This is a genomic window from uncultured Cyclobacterium sp., from assembly GCF_963976465.1.
Classification (GTDB): domain Bacteria; phylum Bacteroidota; class Bacteroidia; order Cytophagales; family Cyclobacteriaceae; genus Cyclobacterium.
Window position 1 is genome coordinate 1 of record NZ_CAXBOC010000040.1, and the last position, 17700, is coordinate 17700.

The 17700-nt window shown below is 44.5% G+C and carries 16 protein-coding genes; 14 read left to right on the plus strand and 2 right to left on the minus strand.

The window, feature by feature from the left end:
* The first annotated feature begins 126 nt into the window (after positions 1–126).
* On the plus strand, positions 127–384 hold the full coding sequence (locus tag AAC037_RS03865) for a hypothetical protein (protein WP_339901748.1): 258 nt from the start codon (positions 127–129) through the stop codon (positions 382–384).
* Between the two features lie 99 nt (positions 385–483).
* Here the strand turns inward: AAC037_RS03865 and AAC037_RS03870 are convergent, their stop codons facing one another.
* Both AAC037_RS03870 and AAC037_RS03875 read right to left on the minus strand, forming a co-directional pair.
* A complete protein-coding gene (locus tag AAC037_RS03870) occupies positions 484–1191 on the minus strand; it encodes a LytTR family DNA-binding domain-containing protein (RefSeq protein ID WP_339674753.1) in 708 nt (235 codons plus the stop codon).
* Positions 1188–2186 (minus strand): sensor histidine kinase, encoded by a 999-nt coding sequence (locus AAC037_RS03875; RefSeq protein ID WP_339674752.1) that lies wholly within the window; start codon positions 2184–2186, stop codon positions 1188–1190. The genes AAC037_RS03870 and AAC037_RS03875 overlap by 4 nt, the downstream gene beginning before the upstream one ends.
* Positions 2187–2501: 315 nt before the next feature.
* On the opposite strand from AAC037_RS03875, the gene AAC037_RS03880 reads away from it, so the two are divergent.
* The 13 genes from AAC037_RS03880 to AAC037_RS03940 all read left to right on the plus strand — a co-directional run.
* On the plus strand, positions 2502–3587 hold the full coding sequence (locus AAC037_RS03880; protein ID WP_339901749.1) for an alpha/beta fold hydrolase: 1086 nt from the start codon (positions 2502–2504) through the stop codon (positions 3585–3587).
* A gap of 35 nt (positions 3588–3622) precedes the next feature.
* Complete coding sequence (locus tag AAC037_RS03885; protein WP_339674748.1) at positions 3623–4072, plus strand: nuclear transport factor 2 family protein; 450 nt, start codon at positions 3623–3625, stop codon at positions 4070–4072.
* Between the two features lie 95 nt (positions 4073–4167).
* Positions 4168–4584, plus strand: a complete 417-nt coding sequence (locus tag AAC037_RS03890; RefSeq protein WP_339901750.1) for a nuclear transport factor 2 family protein — start codon at positions 4168–4170, stop codon at positions 4582–4584.
* Between the two features lie 110 nt (positions 4585–4694).
* Positions 4695–5303 (plus strand): flavodoxin, encoded by a 609-nt coding sequence (locus AAC037_RS03895; RefSeq protein WP_339901751.1) that lies wholly within the window; start codon positions 4695–4697, stop codon positions 5301–5303.
* 28 nt (positions 5304–5331) lie between these two features.
* Positions 5332–5760, plus strand: a complete 429-nt coding sequence (locus tag AAC037_RS03900) for a helix-turn-helix transcriptional regulator (protein WP_339901752.1) — start codon at positions 5332–5334, stop codon at positions 5758–5760.
* 78 nt (positions 5761–5838) lie between these two features.
* On the plus strand, positions 5839–6690 hold the full coding sequence (locus AAC037_RS03905) for an aldo/keto reductase (protein WP_339901753.1): 852 nt from the start codon (positions 5839–5841) through the stop codon (positions 6688–6690).
* Positions 6691–6722: 32 nt separating this feature from the next.
* On the plus strand, positions 6723–8330 hold the full coding sequence (locus AAC037_RS03910) for a carboxylesterase family protein (RefSeq protein ID WP_339901754.1): 1608 nt from the start codon (positions 6723–6725) through the stop codon (positions 8328–8330).
* A 59-nt stretch (positions 8331–8389) separates the two neighbouring features.
* Positions 8390–10297, plus strand: a complete 1908-nt coding sequence (locus AAC037_RS03915; RefSeq protein WP_339901755.1) for a PQQ-dependent sugar dehydrogenase — start codon at positions 8390–8392, stop codon at positions 10295–10297.
* 136 nt (positions 10298–10433) lie between these two features.
* Positions 10434–11678 carry a PQQ-dependent sugar dehydrogenase gene (locus tag AAC037_RS03920; RefSeq protein ID WP_339901756.1) on the plus strand — a complete coding sequence of 415 codons (1245 nt, stop codon included), beginning with the start codon at positions 10434–10436 and terminating at the stop codon, positions 11676–11678.
* A gap of 72 nt (positions 11679–11750) precedes the next feature.
* On the plus strand, positions 11751–12860 hold the full coding sequence (locus tag AAC037_RS03925; protein ID WP_339901757.1) for an aldo/keto reductase: 1110 nt from the start codon (positions 11751–11753) through the stop codon (positions 12858–12860).
* A 218-nt stretch (positions 12861–13078) separates the two neighbouring features.
* Complete coding sequence (locus AAC037_RS03930) at positions 13079–15319, plus strand: molybdopterin cofactor-binding domain-containing protein (protein WP_339901758.1); 2241 nt, start codon at positions 13079–13081, stop codon at positions 15317–15319.
* A 115-nt stretch (positions 15320–15434) separates the two neighbouring features.
* The gene (locus AAC037_RS03935; RefSeq protein ID WP_339674725.1) at positions 15435–15893 is read left to right on the plus strand and encodes a (2Fe-2S)-binding protein; all 459 of its coding nucleotides are present in this window, start codon (positions 15435–15437) and stop codon (positions 15891–15893) included.
* 11 nt (positions 15894–15904) lie between these two features.
* A partial coding sequence (locus tag AAC037_RS03940) for a molybdopterin cofactor-binding domain-containing protein (RefSeq protein ID WP_339901759.1) occupies positions 15905–17700 on the plus strand: 1796 nt, incomplete at its 3' end.

Here is a 17700-nt window from a genome sequence, read left to right on the forward strand (position 1 = left end):
CGAAAAAATTGGGTTTTCCAAGGGAAGCCTTCCACAATTTTTTCGCCCGGCCCTTGGCTTGGGTGCCCCTGGCAGCCCCCGAACTCTTAGGCATAATCAAATTTCAAACCTTAAACAGTAAAATTCATGTCACAATTTGAAAAAACTTACATCGGCAAAGGAACCCAGGTAAAGGACCTCAACATCATCCGGGTATCCATCTCCAAAGAAACCCTGGAGGAAATCCTCAAAGACCACATGGTCGACTACCACGGCAACGAATACCTGGTATTTGAAGTCGCTTCGCTGAAAGAACCGGATCAATATGGTAAAACCCACACAGCCTATATCAGCAAAAAGGTAGCTGCTCCGAAAGGTGTTACGTCTAGGAAATCGAAATCTTGATAAAAAGCCCTTCGGGGCTTTTTTTGTTCTTGAAGTTGATTTGTTCGTACGACATCTTTTTAACATAGATGAATTTGTTTTTTCTTGCTTTCGAATTCTCTAAAGTAATTTTCTATCTCCCAGCTTTTTAAAAAATTCCTCCTTGTAATTCCGGCTGATGGGATACAGGTCTTGTCCTATCAACACTTCATTGGATTGGACCTCGTCAATATGCCGCATGTTGATAATAAAGGAGCGGTGAATCCGAACAAACTCACCCGGCAAGGCATTGGCTATACTGGTAAGGGACAGTAGCGACAAGATCTTTCTTGTAGGGGTGATGATCTTGATATATTCTCTCTGCGCCTCTATTGCCTGCACTTCCGCGTAAAAAAATTTAACGATCCGGGTGTCGGTTTTGATAAAAAAATAATCGGGTTTTTCCATTAGGTCTTCAGCAGACACTTGTACAGAAAGGTATTCCACTGCCTTTTCGATTGCTTTCTTAAAGCGCTCAAAAGAAACCGGCTTCATCAGGTAATCGATCACATCCAGCTCATATCCTTTAACCGCATATTCTTCATAGGCGGTTACAAAAATCGTAAGGGGCTTATCCGGGAGTTCATTGAGCAAATCTATTCCCGTCATCAGTGGCATACGGATGTCCAGCAAAAGAATATCTACAGGATTTTTCTTTAGAAAATCCATCGCTTCTTCCCCATTGCTACAAACACCAGCCAATTCTAAATGGCCAACCTTGGAAACGTAGTCCGATAGCAATTTCCTGGCCGGGGGCTCGTCGTCCACGATAAGGATTTGGTAGTTCATTTCAGGTCTATTTTTAAGTTCACTTCAAAGGAGCCGGTATTTTGATCCAGTACCAGCTTGTGTTTTCCCGGATAAATCAGGTTGAGTCTCTTTTTTACATTCGAAAGGCCGACACCACTTTCTTCTTCAGCTGTTTTACGTGCTTTTAGTACATCATTCCTGATGTAAAAGTGTAGCATATCTTCTTTATCGAGGGTAAGTTTAATCGCAATCCGCCCGTCCATGGTATTGCCATGTTTAAAGGCATTCTCAAGGAAAACTAAAAATATAAGATGAGCGATGCTATGCCTGTCTTTTACGCCCTCATGGCTGAATTCAATCGTTGGTTTTTCATCCAACTTTAACCCCCAGAGTTCAATGAAATTTTCCATAAACTTAATTTCTTTGGCAAGGGAAACAAAACGCCCCTGATCCTCATAGAGCATATGGCGCATCATTTCAGAGAGCTTCATGATCGCAGGAGCGGTGTTGTCCTCCTTGAAATAGGCCATCGAATAGATATTATTCAGGGTATTGAACAGGAAATGGGGGCTTAGTTGAAGCTTCAGAAATTTCAGTTCAGAGGCCAATTGACTGTTTCGAAGTTCGATTTCTTTTCGTTGCGCCGAAATCATATTGGCAAAAAACCAGATAACAGTAGTGATTAGGTAAAAGCCAAAAGCCGGAACCGATCTGATAAAGTAGGTATAGGTAACAGAACGGTGCGTCATACCGAGGAGGTTAACCCGCAACAGCACTATGGTAACTACCACGGCAATAGAAGCTAAAATATATCCGGTATACTTTCCTTTTTTATACAGTTTCGGTAATAGTAGGTAATAATTCAAATAGGCAATGGAAGAAGATGTCAGGACATCAGAAATCACCGCACCCCAGATTTCACTGGAGGAATTGATCCAATTGCTTAAGGAAGCATACAATATCGCCCCGTAACACAGCCAAAAAAGGACATGCAATGCATAAAATACCGGGCGGGAAATAAAATTATTTTTCATGGCGGAAATTTAGCCTTTTAAATAACACGAAAATAAAGGGATCATCCAACAGACAGTTGTGATCTACAGAAGGCAATTTTTATCCAATAAGTGGTAAACGCAAATCGTTAAATGAAACTGACTGATTTCATTCGTTGATCAAAATTGCCGTTCGGGTGAGAGAATCCTGCTGTCTATAGATTTGCATAAAATCATAGGATAATATTTCGTCTATTTGTAATGTATAAGAAGGTTCTTAGCATATGTAAAATTTAAATCATCAACAATTTACTAAATTTTATTAATGCTTAGAAAAACCCAAACAGGACTCTATCGATGCTGAAAATCAAAATTTTATATACCGCCTTTTTTCTTAGCACGTCCTTAACTGCACTATGTCAGAAAGATCATATCGTCCTTGAAGATCAGGGGAGCTTTGCCGTGGGAGGTAAAGTAATCACAGCTCCGGGTACATTTGACCCTATTGCCCATGGAGCATTCAATCCTGGCAATCAAAGTGCTTCAGGTCAAACGCTACATGGAGACCATGCTTACGTCTTTTACCAAATTCCAATGAAAGCGAAAAAACTTCCTTTGATCTTTTGGCATGGCTATGGACAATTTTCCAAAACCTGGGAATCAACCCCCGATGGTAGAGAGGGTTTTCAAAATATTTTTCTTCGAAAAAAATATTCAATTTACCTCATCGACCAACCAAGACGGGGAAGAGCTGGACGAAGTATCGTTCCGGGTAGCATTTCTGCAGCTCCGGATGATCAACTTTGGTTTGGGATTTTTCGACTGGGTATAGGAACAGAATTTTATCCGGGAGTTCAATTTGACAAAAAACCTGAGACTTTGGACCAGTTTTTCCGACAGATTACGCCTGATACAGGCCCTATTGATTTAAATGCAAATACCGATGCTGTTTCTGCCCTTTTTGATGAAGTTGGAGATGGAATTTTGGTTACCCATTCCCATAGTGGCGGTCAAGGTTGGCTTACTGCTTTAAAAACAGATCATATCAAAGGAATTATCTCCTATGAGCCGGGAAGCAATTTCGTCTTTCCGGAAGGGAATGTTCCGGAACCAATCCATTATGTAGGTGGAACCTTGGGAGCAAAAGGGGTGCCGATTGATGAATTCAAAAAACTGACACAAATCCCCATTGTGATGTATTATGGAGATTATATTCCTACCGAACCTGTAGAAAACCCGGGTCAGGAACAATGGAGAGCTGCCTTGCAAATGGCGAAACGCTGGTCTGAGACTGTAAATAATAATGGAGGCGATGTCACCTTGGTACATCTTCCGGAAATAGGGATTAATGGAAATACCCACTTTCCGTTCTCAGATCTAAACAATAAACAAATAGCCGACTTGATGTCCGAATGGCTCAAGCAAAAAGGCCTTGACAAATAAAGATTAAGTAAAAACTCAACTAATAATAAAGAACCATGAAAAAGCACCTTTTCCTTTTAACCTTTATTCTACTAAGTGCTTCTAATTCTTTTTCACAAACGTCTACGGAGCAGGAAATCAAGAAGCTCTCCATGGGCAAATGGCAATGGATGGCCGATAAGGACGTATCGAAACTGGAAGAACTCTTCGACGACAAAGCGAAATTTGTCCACATGAGTGGCAGCTGGAAAACAGACCGTGAACTGGAAATTATCGAAACGGGAAGTATCTGGTACAAAAATGCGGAAGTACATGATACAGCCGTTGAGATTTCTGGAAATACAGCGGTAGTCTGGAATCGAATCACCTTGACAGCCCACGTAAGAGGCAGTGATGTGGAAAATGAATTTACTGTAACTGAAGTCTACCAAAAGCAGGGTGAAGACTGGAAAATGTTGGTTTTGACTTTCAGTAGTGTAAGAGACACACACGAAATTGAGCATTAATCCAAGCACCGCACAGGTTAGTGTCTCACTAACCTGAACTAAGAAACAAAATCAACTCATCAACCATGAAAAAGACAATTCTAGCATTCTTCTTAATGTTCCCCGCAGTCCAATTCTCCTTCGGGCAAGACGAGCCGACCAAACAAGAAATCATCGAACTCTCCAAAACCAAATGGCAGTGGATGGCAGACAAAGAAGCCGATAAACTTGCTGAGCTTTTTGACGACAAGTCTGTTTTTGTCCATATGGGCGGTGCCTGGGGCAAAGAGCAAGAAGTCAACATCATCCGCAGTGGCGGGATCTGGTATAAGAAAGCGGATATCCATGAAGTGTCAGTTGAAATCATCGATAACACCGCTATTCTATTAAACCGCATCACATTGATCGCCGAAGTCGGTGGAAATGAGGTAAGCAATCCATTTGAAGTCACTGAGGTTTACATCAAAAAGACTAATGGTTGGAAATTAGGCTCCCTTTCCTTTACCAAATTGATGGGGCCTGGGGATAGGTAAATTAAAGTGAGTGGGGACACTCATTTTGGCGATAGTTTCAATTAACTCAGCCTATGGCTGAAAACTCTGCCCCAGTTAGTGTCTCCTAACCATACTAATTCAACTAAACCATGAAGTATTTCATCCTTTTCATTTTCCTCTTTAGCTCTTTGAGCTGCACCAGTCAAACTCAAACTGAGGCTGATATAAATCCGGTTGAAATAGACTCGGATAAAATCCTCATCGTCTATCTCACCCGTACCAAAAACACGAAAGCGGTAGCAGAGATGATTCAGGAAAAGGTAGGCGGAACTTTGGTAAGTCTGGAGTTGGAGGTTCCTTATCCTGAAGACTATGGAGCTATCGTAGCACAAGTTGCCCAGGAAAATGAGACGGGTTATCTACCTCCATTAAAGACAACGATTGACCTCTCAAAATACAATACTGTGTTTGTGGGATTTCCTACTTGGGGCATGCAGTTACCGCCACCGATGAAAACATTCCTGAGTGAAAATGACCTCAGCGGCAAAACGGTTATTCCTTTCAATACCAACGCAGGCTATGGAATAGGAAGCAGCTTTGACTCTGTGGAGGAGCTTTGCCCGGAAAGCAACATTCTGGAAGGCTACTCTACTACAGGAGGAATAGAAAGGGATGGGGTATTATTTGTCATGGAAGGGGAAAAGGAATTGGAGGTAAGAACTGCCGTCAATGATTGGCTTAGCAGCTTGGGCTTTTAAGTAGACAAACACAGAATAGGAAAAGTCAATGATTCAGACAGCAACTAAAATACGACCAACGATTAAAACTGAAGGACATTCAAATTCTGCATCAAACAGGATCAATACAGATTTCCTGAAACTGCTGGAAAGTCAATTTCCCATTACTGATCTACACAATACACTTAAGCTTAGGTCTGCCTCAGATTTTGCACAAAAACTGGATATCCATGTAAACCATCTCAATAGATCAGTCAAAGCAATAAACAACAAACCAACCTCAAATATTATCCGGAACAGAATTCTTGCTGAATCCAAACGTCTTTTGAGGCAAACTGACTGGAACGTGTCTGAAATAGCCTATGCATTGGGATTCACAGAAGTGACTCATTTCAATAACTTTTTCAAAAAAGGGATGGATATGAATCCTTCCCAGTTCCGCAAATCATTAAATGAAAGCAGTAAAAACAAAGTATAGATTGGGTTACAAGTAAAAAAATCCAAGTTCGGGTGAGCTTGGTTTTTTTAATCTAAAAACAAGAGATAAAACATAACTATGCAAAACATAACATTAAACAACGGAGTTGAAATGCCCATTTTGGGCTTTGGGGTTTTTCAAATCGCCGATCAGGCAGAATGTGAAAGAAGTGTAATAGATGCAATCGAAGTTGGTTACAGATCATTGGACACAGCTTCTTCATACAAAAATGAGGAAGCAGTCGGTAAAGCAATTAAAAACAGCGGAGTCGCACGCGAGGAATTGTTCATCACCACCAAGCTTTGGATTGAGGACACAGGTTTTGACAAAACCAAATCTGCTGTGGAGAAATCACTGAAGAAGCTCCGACTGGATTACCTGGATCTTTATCTGATCCATCAGCCGTATGGGAATGTGCATGAATCCTGGAGGGCGATGGAAGAAATGTACAGGGAGGGAAAAATCCGGGCAATAGGCATCAGTAATTTTCAGCCTGACCGTGTGGTAGATTTGATGGCATTCCATGAAATCGTTCCGGCCATCAATCAGATCGAAACCCACCCCTTCCACCAGCAGATCGAAACCCAGCATTTTCTAACTGAAAACAACATTCAGATTGAATCATGGGGGCCGTTCGCAGAAGGGAAAAACGGACTATTCAGCAATGAACTTTTGGCCGCTATCGGTCAAAAATACCAGAAAACCATTGCACAAGTTGTCATCAGATGGTTGACCCAACGGGGCGTGATAGCGATTCCAAAGTCCGTTAGAAAAGAACGGATGGCAGAGAATTTCAACGTTTTCGATTTTGAGCTTAATGTTGAAGACCTGAAGCTGATCGAAACGCTGGATCAAAAAGAGAGCTCCTTCTTTGATCACCGTGATCCCAATATGGTCAAATGGCTGACCAGTAGAAAATTAGAAGAATAGCAACAACCAAAAAAACCCAAGTACCACTAACTATGAAAAAGTCTATTTTAATCAGTTTCTTCTTCCGGATAGTTTTTGCTGGACATGCACAGGAACCCATCTTGAAAATAAGCTCAGGTTCACTCCGGGGAGCGACGGAGGGAGATGTCACCTCTTTCAAAGGGATTCCTTTTGCGGCGCCTCCAGTCGGTGAATTCCGTTGGAGACCTCCCCAGGCTGTCAAACCTTGGGAAGGGGTGAGAAATGCCACGGAATATTGTGCCGATTGTCCGCAACGAACCTGGCCGGGATCTACAGCCAAAACATCAGTGGATTGTCTTTTCCTGAATATCTGGAAACCAGCTGATGCAGTAAAGGGAGCGAAACTCCCGGTGATGGTGTGGCTTCATGGAGGTGGATTTACAGGAGGAAGTGGAGCTGGTCCTGGTTCAACGGGTAATGCCTTTGCGAATCAAGGGGTTATTTTAACAACCATCAATTACAGGCTGGGGCGGTTGGGTCATTTTGCTTTTCCAGCTTTGAGCGAGGAGCATCCTGAGGAAATGAAGGGGAGTTATGCTTACATGGACCAGATAGCCGCATTACAATGGATTCAGGACAACATTTCCGAATTTGGTGGTGATCCTGATAATATAACTATTTTTGGTTTTTCTGCCGGTGGAGTTGCTGTACATTCTCTTTTAAGCATTCCTTCAGCAAAGAACCTATTCCACAAAGCAATAAGTCAGTCGGGTGGTGGCCGTGATGGTGTCCTTACAGGTAGACCAATCGATCAGGATAATGCAGATGAATTGTATCCTGTTTCAGCAGAAACTATCGGGATAAATTTCGCCAAAAGATACGGAATCGAAGGAACAGGCAAGGATGCATTGGATCAACTTCGGGCATTGAGCGTAGATGAAATTCTAGACGGAGGCCAGGAAAATGACAGCACAGGAGCCAGAACTTATTCAGGACCTATTCTGGATGGAGAACTCGTTGTGGAAACTGCCGAAACTGCCTATCAAGCCGGAAGACAGGCAAAAGTTCCGTTGATGATCGGAAGTTCAAGTGGTGAAATTGGTGGCGGATTTATCAATGCCAGTCAAACGAAAGAAGCGCTTTTTTCACAATTCGGTGATTTGGAAGCAGAAGCAAAAGCTGCTTACGATCCAGATGGTAACAAAGAATTCAATGAAGTCCTGACAAAGTTTACAACTGATTGGGGTTGGGGGGAGCCTGCTCGGATGTCGGCAAGAGCGTTCGTCGAAGAGAACCAACCGGTTTACGTATGGCAGTTTGGATACGTTCCTCCTGCTGCAAGAGAGCGATCCCCTTATGGAGCGGGGCATGGTTCGGAAACTTCTTTTGTCTTTAATACACTCAATGCAAGATGGGGAGCCCAGGGTGAGCCAACGGAAGATGAGGCGGAGTTAGCAAGGATCATGAATACCTATTGGGCCAATTTTGCCAAAACCGGAAATCCTAACGGCAACAACCTTCCAGAATGGCCGCAGTACGACATTCAACAAGCAGAGATTTTGAATATAACGCTCGACGGAAACGTGACCAGCACCCCCGATCCAAGAAAAGCACGATTCGATGTGTTGGAAAAAGCATTTAAGAACCGAACCCGGTTGCAAACTAGACTCGGTTTTTAAGCCATAATATCCATAATCTATAACTACATAAACTTTTCCAACTATAAAGTCAATTAGATATGAGTGTATACAAATCATTATTAACATCTCTAGCGCTATTCGCCACAGTTATCCTCCCTGTTCAACCGCAAACGTCGCCTGAATCATTGGCAGAGGGGAAAAGTCTCTACGATGTCAATTGTGCGAACTGTCATGGAGATGCTGGTGAAGGGGCAAAAAAGGCAGGCTTTGAGATTTCCATTATCGCCGAACGTGGGGGGATACAACCTCCCGACTTAACTGATTCTGATTGGGATCACGGTTCGACTGATGCAGAGATATTCAAGGTGGTCAAAGAAGGAATTCCTGCCGGGATGATGCCTTCGCTAAATGGTAGACTCTCCGACAGCCAAATTGAAAATGTCGTCGCTTATCTCCGTTCACTGGCTTCATCTCCGAATGACGTTAATTCGCCAGTTTCAACTGCGACGGACACTTCAGAGATCACGCTTGGACTTGAAGATTATTTCGAAATGCCTATCACTGGAGACATGTCAACTGATCGTGTTTCCGGGGTATTGGCGAGAGGCAGTATCATGATAGATGAACCGGGAGACAAACAACGTTTTTTCCTAAACGATTTAACAGGCCCACTATATATTCTGGACAAGCAGACAAAAGAGTTGACGACCTACCTAAATTTCGCTGGTCTGTTTCCAAATTTCACAGCTGGGTTTGGATATGCGGCAGGTATGCTGAATTTTGTCTTTGATCCGGAGTATGAGCAGAACGGAATATTTTATACGCTCCATATGGAGAATGTTGCTGACACAGAAGGAAGTGCAACGCCGAAGGCAGGCGTAGTATCCGGACTTAATTTAGAAGGTTATGAGCTTACAGAGCCGATTGCGAAACCTGAAACAGTCCAGGATACACGATTCGCCAGAGAGTTGGTCATTGTGGAGTGGAAGGATGAGGAGATTGGAAACACGACTTTCGAGGGATCGGCACGTGAGGTATTCAGACTTTTTGTGCCAGGGTTATTTCATCCATTCAATGAAATCACATTTAATCCTGTGGCCAAAGCAGGCGACGCCGACTGGCGTGTCATGTACCTGGGAATTGGGGATGCTGGTACCGGAGAGCGACCAGGCCCAATGCGGATGCATGCCCAACGGTTAGATACTTATCAAGGGAAGGTTCTTCGTATTATCCCGATGCTGAATGAACATACAACAACTAGTACAATAAGCGAAAACGGTCAATACAGAATTCCAAACGACAATCCGTTTGTTTCTGTAGAAGGTGCACGAAAAGAGATCTGGGCCTACGGCCTAAGAAACCCACACCGCCTAACCTGGTATATTGACCCTGACCAGCCTAGTGATCCTGTATTACTTGCCTTCAATATTGGTTTGGTTAGCTGGGAAACCGTGGCAATCATCAAGAAGGGAGCAAATTATGGATATCCCCTCCGGGAGGGTAACCTTGCTATGTCCGAAGGTAATGGGATGAGTCCTATACCCGCTGATGATACAATACCAATTCTACTCTCTGACACAGATACTATAGGAATTGTAAAACCTACCTATACGGTAATTAAATATCCTCATGCACCAGGGGGAGGTGATGCGATTGCGAATGGCTTTGTTTATACAGGCACACGCCACAAAGCCTTGCAAGGAACCATTGTATTTGGAGACATCACTACCGGGCATATTTGGTATGCTAAAATAAAAGACGTGCTGGCCGCTGAGGACGGTGACCCACAAACTTTTGCGCCGATAATTGAAATAAAAACTAATCTTAGAGAACTATCAGAAGAGACCTACCGAAAGCGAGGCGGTGGTTCTGAGGGACTTCCGGGTCGGGGTGCAATCGCAGGGGCAGGTCGCTTGGACATTCGATTGGCACAGGACAGCGAAGGAGAATTGTACGTTATCACTAAAGGAGATGGTATGATTCGAAAATTTGGAAGCATTAAATAGTTGAAGGAGGGAAGATTCAGCCCGCCTTAAAAAAGTGATTTGAAGCATTTAAGAGTCAAGTTCAACTGAAATATTGAGTTTGTTTTTAAGTCGCTTAAATCTCTATAATCTGGATTACAACTTAAACAACAACCACATGCAAACATCAAAATTTATTCTTCTCTTTTCCATCATGAGTATGGGGCTCCATGTGAGTTGTTCTGCTGCTGACCTGTTCGATGATCAAGATACTGGTTTGGAGCAAGAAGTAGGACCACCGGTGGAGACGAATTCACCGAATTCAAACTTTCAGCCCTCTTTTGAAGGACAAACAAGAATTGGAAGCGTAACTACTGATACGCCGATTGAAGCTATTGTGATTTCAACTGATTTGACAGCTCCCTGGGGCATCACAAATCTACCCGATGGAAGGTTGTTAATCACCCAAAAGGCTGGGCAGATGCGAATTGCTACCACCTCAGGAGAATTGAGCGGAGCGATCACTGGTCTGCCTCCCGTCAATCCTGCCGGGCAAGGAGGGTTACTTGGGTTATGTGTTGACCCAGATTTTGGCAACAATAGAATGGTCTATTGGGTTTTCTCAGAGCAAACTTCCGGGGGAAATTTAACAGCAGTGGCCAAAGGAAGACTTGCTGACAATGAAAGTACCTTCGAAAATCCGACAGTGATCTATCGCGCCAATCCAGCAGATAACAGCAATGCACATTATGGTGGACGTATCCTTTTTGATGAAACCGGAAATCTGGTAGTGAGTACCGGAGAAAGAGCTTGGCCAGCCACAAGAGCTCTGGCACAATCGGTAAGTACCGGATTGGGGAAGATCGTACGGATCACTACAGATGGCCAACCTGCTCCAGGGAATCCAACTTTTGAGGAATCCGGAGCTTTGCCGGAGTTATATAGTTATGGACATAGAAATCCCCAGGGTTTGGCCTTCCATCCCACCACCGGTGACTTATGGCTAAGCGAATTTGGACCCAGAGGAGGTGATGAAGTAAATCTCATCACACCGGGAGCTAATTACGGATGGCCGGTCATTACTTACGGAATTGATTACAGCGGTGAGATTATGGGTGATGGAATCCAGCAGCAGGAAGGCATGGAACAGCCGGTTTATTATTGGGATCCGGTTATTTCTCCAAGTGGAATTACATTTTATTCAGGAAATAGAATTCCCGAATGGGAAAATAATCTATTTCTCGGAGGATTGAGCGGAATGCATATAGCTAGACTGGTAATCGACAGTGACAATAAAGTGGTGGGAGAAGAAAGATTGTTGGTTGAAGAAAACCAACGCTTCAGAGATATCACCCAAGGATTGGACAATGCCCTTTATGCAATTACAGATGTAGGTAGATTATATAGAATCGACAAGCCGTAAAAATTAGAAAATCATGATTTAGATCTCCTTGTTGAAAGCAGGAGAATAAAGATATAAAGTAAATCGAAAAACATGACTAAAGAATTGAAATCCAACCGACGGGAGTTTTTTAAAAGTGCAGCATTGGCGGGAGCCGGAATCGTAATGACCCCTGCTTTGGCAATGGGCTCAGGTGACAAAGTTCAACTAGACTCAGCCTCCACACTCCCAACCCGAAAGCTTGGAGCATTAGAAGTCTCTGGAATAGGATTAGGCTGCATGAGTATGGTGGCAGGCACTTATAATCCTACTCCTCCAAAACAGGATATGATCGCCCATCTCCGCAAGGCAGTGGAGCGCGGTGTTACGTTTTTTGATACAGCGGAAGTATATGGACCATATGGAAGCGAGGAGGTAGTGGGAGAAGGTTTAGAACCTTTTAAAGGCCAAATCAAAATCGCAACTAAAATCGGTTTTGAGATTCAAAACAACCAACGCATGGGGCGAAATAGCAGCCCTGAATCACTCAAAGGGGTGGTCGATGGTTGCTTGAAAAGACTTCGTGTGGAAACCATTGATCTGCTTTACCTGCACCGATGGGATCCACAGGTTCCAATCGAGGAAATCGCTGGTGCTTTTAAGGACATTATTGCTGCTGGTAAAGCGAAACACTGGGGACTTTCGGAAGTAGCTCCGGATACTTTGAGAAAAGCGCATGCAGAATTACCTGTTTCTGCCTTGCAAACACAGTATTCGCTGGGAGAGCGATTTCCTGAAAACCAGATTCTGGACACCTGCGAGGAGCTCGGAGTGGGTTTTGTGCCTTGGGGACCGACATTGAGATCTTTTCTGACGGGAAGATTCAATGCGTATAGCCGATTTGACAATCTGGACAGACGTTCTCAGTTGCCTTTCTTCTCACCTGAAGGATTGGAACAAAACATGCCGTTTTTGCGAATTGTGCAGGATTGGTCACAGAAAAAGGGAATTACTATGGCACAGTTTTCTTTGGCATGGCTACTTGCTCAAAAACCCTTTATTGTCCCCATACCTGGCACCATTAGCCCTCAACATCTGGAAGAAAACCTTGACGCTTTAAATATAACCTTTTCGACCAGAGAGTTAACCGAAATTCGATCCGAAATAGAAAAATTCGAATTGCTGGGTGTCCGTTCGAAGGAATCTGCTTTAATGGATCAATAGCTTCTAACCCGGTATCCCGAGCGAATTGATTATCGTCAGAGAGGCTCCTTATTTCGGCCCCATGTTTGAAGTAGAAGAGATAAGAACAAAAGTGATGGTCTTCTTGTCGAAGCGTTTTACCAGTTCAACCATTTGATTTGCGTACGACTCTTTAAAAAAATGTATTAAATTGAGTATCTGAATTTTAACCATTCATTTAGCATAAAATCTAATTTTCCATGAGTAACCAATCAACCAAACTCGATCGAAGGTCATTTTTAAAAGTCTCAGCACTTGCCGGGGGAGGGATGATGCTGAGCTTTAATTGGCTGGCAGGATGTAAACGGAACGCCGAGGAGGCATTGGGAATGCCAGAGGACTGGTTTAGAATGAATGGCTATATCCGGATTGGTGATAATGGATTGATCATTTTGATGTCTCCCAATCCGGAAGGCGGTCAAAATGTTAAAACTTCCATGCCGATGATCCTGGCCGAGGAGTTGGACGCTGATTGGACCAAGGTCATCGTGGAGCAGGCCCCTTTGGATACAGATAATTTCACCAGGCAATTTATCGGAGGAAGTCAGGCCATCCGAACGGGTTGGACCCCCTTGCGCACAGCAGGAGCTACAGCCCGGCAAATGCTGATGCGTGCCGCTGCGCAAACCTGGAACGTTCCGGTATCAGAAATCACCACGGAACAGGGATTTATCCTTCATCAACCAAGTAACAAAAAGGCACATTTTGGGGAAATGGCCAACCTTGCGGCTACTTTGCCGGTTCCCGAAGAGGTTGATTTAAAAGCAAGCCAGGACTTTAAGATCATCGGCACCTCCAAAAAGAATGTTGACCTGAATAAAATCGTCACCGGGAAACCCCTTTTCGGAATGGATTATAAAAAGGAGGGAATGCTGTATGCGATGATTATTCATCCTCCGGCTTTTGGTAATAAACTCAAATCATTTGACGATTCGCAGGCCCGGTCCATGCCCGGCGTTAGGGATATTTTTCAGTTCAAATCCCTTAGGGACGATTACAAAAGGACCTTTTTTGACACTGTGCAGTTCACCGACTTAATTGCAATCGTCGGAGACAGCACCTGGCAGGTACTTCAGGCGAAGAAATCGATAAAAGCGGACTGGGAAATTCAGGAAGGCTATGAGGAACAGCGGGACATGTTTGGTCGTGAAGCTGTCAGAGTAGTGCCAAAAGGCCTGGAAAATACGGATGCCCAGGAAATGGCGATGAAACAAGCCGCTCAAAAACCCCAAACCCAACGGAAAGATGGGGATCCCGAAGCGGTTTTCTCCACTGCTGCTAAAGTGATAGAGAGAACCTATACCGGTCCTTTTTTGGCGCACAACTGCATGGAGCCTATGAATTTTTTCGCCCATGTGGAAGAGGATAAGGTGACCTGTGCCGGGCCATTGCAAAAACCCGAATTGACTGAGCATGCCCTTTCAAGCCGATTGGGCATTCCGGTAGAAAATATTGAGATAGAAATGACCCGACTGGGTGGCGGGTATGGCCGTAGGTCCTATGCCCATTGGCTAATAGAAGCAGCGGTGATTTCCCAAAAAATGAATGCTCCTGTAAAGCTGGTTTACACCAGGGAAGACGACATGACCGGGGGCGTATACCGTTCACGTTATCAGGCTACTTACCGGGCAGCCCTCAATAAAAACAATCAATTGATTGCCTTTCATGTCAACGCAGGTGGTCTACCTGAAAACCCATTGTACGCAAACAGGTTTCCGGCAGGAGCTGTGGATAATTATTTGGCCGAAGGCTGGGAAGTGCCCTCCAATATCACTACAGGTTCCTTCCGTGCACCAAGATCCAATTTCATGGCCTGCGTAGAGCAATCGTTTCTGGATGAAGTTGCGGAGGAAGCGGGCAAAGACCCCATTGATTTCCGATTAGAACTGCTGGCAAAAGCAAAAGCAAACCCGGTAGGTGAAGGAAATGATTACGATCCGGACCGGTATGCAAAAGTTTTAGAATTGGTCAGGGAAAAAGCAAACTGGGCAAATTCAACACCAGGAGTTTCCAGAGGAGTATCGGCCTATTTCTGCCATAACAGCTACGCTGCTCAGGTCTTGGAGATGAAAATAGTCGATGGGCAGGTTCAAATCGATAAAGTCACCAATGCCATTGATTGCGGGCTTGTAGTAAACCCTGATGCGGCCAAAAACCTCTGCGAAGGAGCGGTGATAGATGGCATCGGTACGGCCATGTATGGAGAACTGACCTTTGAAAATGGGGTAGTCAGCAAATCCAACTTCGACCAATACAGGCAAATCCGGATGAAAGAGGCACCAAAATCGATCGAAACCTATTTTGTAGAAAACGGAGAGGATCCCTCGGGTCTTGGCGAACCAGCCTACCCGCCGGTTTTCGCAGCATTGGCAAATGCGCTTTATAAAGCTACAGGAAACAGGTTTTACGATCAGCCTTTTTCCAGGCAATTGAACAGCTAGCAGAGCAAAAAAGTCCTTTTGATCAATCATAAATTTATTATAATAATGCGCATTGTTTGAATTTTGTAAGCAGATTAAAATGTAAATTGTTAATTTAGAATTAAATACAAATCATATGGCACAGTTTAGTTTAAATATCAATAGCAAATCAATTCAGGTAGATGTGGATCCCAACACCCCACTGTTATGGGTACTGAGGGACCACTTAGACCTGGTGGGTACCAAATTCGGCTGCGGCATAGCACAATGTGGCGCTTGCACCGTAGATGTAGATGGAGAGGCGGTAAGGTCCTGCTCTTATCCGATCAGTGCCGTGGAAGACAAAAAGGTGGTGACCATCGAAGGCCTATCTGAAAAGGGGGATCATCCGGTACAGAAAGCCTGGCTAGAACATGATGTACCACAATGCGGGTATTGTCAGTCCGGGCAAATCATGTCTGCGGCCTCCCTTTTGGCGAAGAACCCCAAGCCAACGGACGAAGAGATAACTTCGGCAATGAATGGAAACATCTGTCGCTGCGGCACCTATACCCGGATAAAAGCAGCCATTAAAACGGCTTCCCAAACACTATAACCTACTGAAATATGACATTGCTAAATAAAAAATTAGATAGGAGATCCTTTTTAAAGGTGTCAGGCCTTGCAGGAGGTGGAATGATGTTGAGCTTTAGTTGGCTGGCCGGATGCAAACCGACACCCGAAGAAGTATTGACCATGCCAGATGAGTGGTTTGAAATCAACAGTTATATTAAAATTGGGGAAAATGGCGCAGTCACCCTTTTCAATCCGAACCCTGAATTTGGTCAAAACGTGAAAACGTCGCTCCCCATGATTCTGGCTGAGGAATTGGATGTGGACTGGAAAAACGTGTTTGTAGAGCAGGCGGATTTTTATCCGGAGCGTTTTGACAGACAATTTACGGGAGGTTCGCAAAGTGTGCGTGCAGCCTGGACACCCCTGCGCACCGCCGGGGCCACTGCCCGACAGTTGATAGTAAATGCAGCTGCACAATCCTGGAATGTTCCTGTGGCTGAAATAACAACCAATATGGGTACTGTGGAACATCAAGCCAGTGGCAAAAAGGCTGGCTATGGTGAGATGGCTTCCCTGGCAGGGACGCTGGATGGACCGGAGCCGGAATCCATCAAACTCAAGGATAATGCTGATTTCAAAATCATTGGCCATTCCAAAAAGAATGTGGATTTGCAAAAAATTGTAACAGGAAAGCCGATGTTTTCGCTGGATCATAAGGTGGAGGGAATGAAATATGCCGCCATTGTTCATCCGCCGGCCTTCGGCATGAAGCTCACATCCTTTGACAAAAGCTCAGTGACATCCCTGCCGGGTATTCAGGATGCCTTTAAAGTCAAAATTTTTAAGGATGATTATGGTAGAAACTTCTTTGATACCACTACATTCCCGGAGATCATCGCCATTGTGGGAAATTCTACCTGGGAGGTCTTGCAAGCCAAAAAAAGCCTCCAAGCTGAATGGGAAGAAGCTCCGGAAAGCACTTTTCCCATGGCGGGTAGGGGAGGTCAAACCAGAGATATTAGCGTTCCCGGAGGATTGGAGAATTCCACCACGCACAAGGAAAAGATGGCGGAATTCCAGCGCAAACCCGGAAATGTTCAGCGAAAAGACGGAGATCCGGAAGCTGCTTTCAAAAAAGCGGCCAGAGTAATTGAACGAACGTATTCCGCTCCCTTTTTGGCCCACAACACTATGGAGCCGATGAATTGTTTCGCAGAGGTGAAAGGGGATAGGGCCATCATTTACGGTCCAACCCAGGCACCAGATTTTATTATGAACGCACTTTCCAGCAGCCTGGAGCTTCCGAAAGAAAATATCCAGATCAACCTTGCCCGGATGGGGGGAGGCTTTGGTCGGCGGGCCTACAGTCACCATATGGTAGAAGCAGCATTGATTTCTCAAATAATCCAGGCACCTGTAAAAATGGTCTATACCCGGGAGGATGACATGTCGGCTGGGGTTTATCGACCCACTTACTCAGCCACCTACAGGGCTGCTCTAGACGAAAACAATAACTTGCTGGCATTGCATGTAAAGGCCGGGGGTATCCCGGAATCTCCGCTGCACGCAAACCGATTCCCTGCGGGTGCCATAGACAATTACCTGGCCGAAACCTGGCAGATAGAATCAAACATTACCATTGGTGCTTTCCGGGCACCCAGATCCAATTTTATCGCCGGGGCCGAGCAGAGCTTCCTAGATGAATTGGCAGAGGAAATGGGAAAAGATCCCATCGCATTCCGATTGGAATTACTCAAGAGGGCCGAAACCAACCCCGTGGGGGAAAACAACGATTATGATCCGAAGAGATATGCCGGAGTACTGGAACTGGTAAGAGATAAATCCGA

What these genes read in the sequence shown, in the direction of transcription:
- AAC037_RS03865 (WP_339901748.1), top strand. Translation starts at nt 127, where the DNA reads ATGTCACAATTTGAAAAAACTTACATCGGCAAAGGAACCCAGGTAAAG.
- AAC037_RS03870 (WP_339674753.1), bottom strand. Translation starts at nt 1,191, where the DNA reads ATGAACTACCAAATCCTTATCGTGGACGACGAGCCCCCGGCCAGGAAA.
- AAC037_RS03875 (WP_339674752.1), bottom strand. Translation starts at nt 2,186, where the DNA reads ATGAAAAATAATTTTATTTCCCGCCCGGTATTTTATGCATTGCATGTC.
- AAC037_RS03880 (WP_339901749.1), top strand. Translation starts at nt 2,502, where the DNA reads ATGCTGAAAATCAAAATTTTATATACCGCCTTTTTTCTTAGCACGTCC.
- AAC037_RS03885 (WP_339674748.1), top strand. Translation starts at nt 3,623, where the DNA reads ATGAAAAAGCACCTTTTCCTTTTAACCTTTATTCTACTAAGTGCTTCT.
- AAC037_RS03890 (WP_339901750.1), top strand. Translation starts at nt 4,168, where the DNA reads ATGTTCCCCGCAGTCCAATTCTCCTTCGGGCAAGACGAGCCGACCAAA.
- AAC037_RS03895 (WP_339901751.1), top strand. Translation starts at nt 4,695, where the DNA reads ATGAAGTATTTCATCCTTTTCATTTTCCTCTTTAGCTCTTTGAGCTGC.
- AAC037_RS03900 (WP_339901752.1), top strand. Translation starts at nt 5,332, where the DNA reads ATGATTCAGACAGCAACTAAAATACGACCAACGATTAAAACTGAAGGA.
- AAC037_RS03905 (WP_339901753.1), top strand. Translation starts at nt 5,839, where the DNA reads ATGCAAAACATAACATTAAACAACGGAGTTGAAATGCCCATTTTGGGC.
- AAC037_RS03910 (WP_339901754.1), top strand. Translation starts at nt 6,723, where the DNA reads ATGAAAAAGTCTATTTTAATCAGTTTCTTCTTCCGGATAGTTTTTGCT.
- AAC037_RS03915 (WP_339901755.1), top strand. Translation starts at nt 8,390, where the DNA reads ATGAGTGTATACAAATCATTATTAACATCTCTAGCGCTATTCGCCACA.
- AAC037_RS03920 (WP_339901756.1), top strand. Translation starts at nt 10,434, where the DNA reads ATGCAAACATCAAAATTTATTCTTCTCTTTTCCATCATGAGTATGGGG.
- AAC037_RS03925 (WP_339901757.1), top strand. Translation starts at nt 11,751, where the DNA reads ATGACTAAAGAATTGAAATCCAACCGACGGGAGTTTTTTAAAAGTGCA.
- AAC037_RS03930 (WP_339901758.1), top strand. Translation starts at nt 13,079, where the DNA reads ATGAGTAACCAATCAACCAAACTCGATCGAAGGTCATTTTTAAAAGTC.
- AAC037_RS03935 (WP_339674725.1), top strand. Translation starts at nt 15,435, where the DNA reads ATGGCACAGTTTAGTTTAAATATCAATAGCAAATCAATTCAGGTAGAT.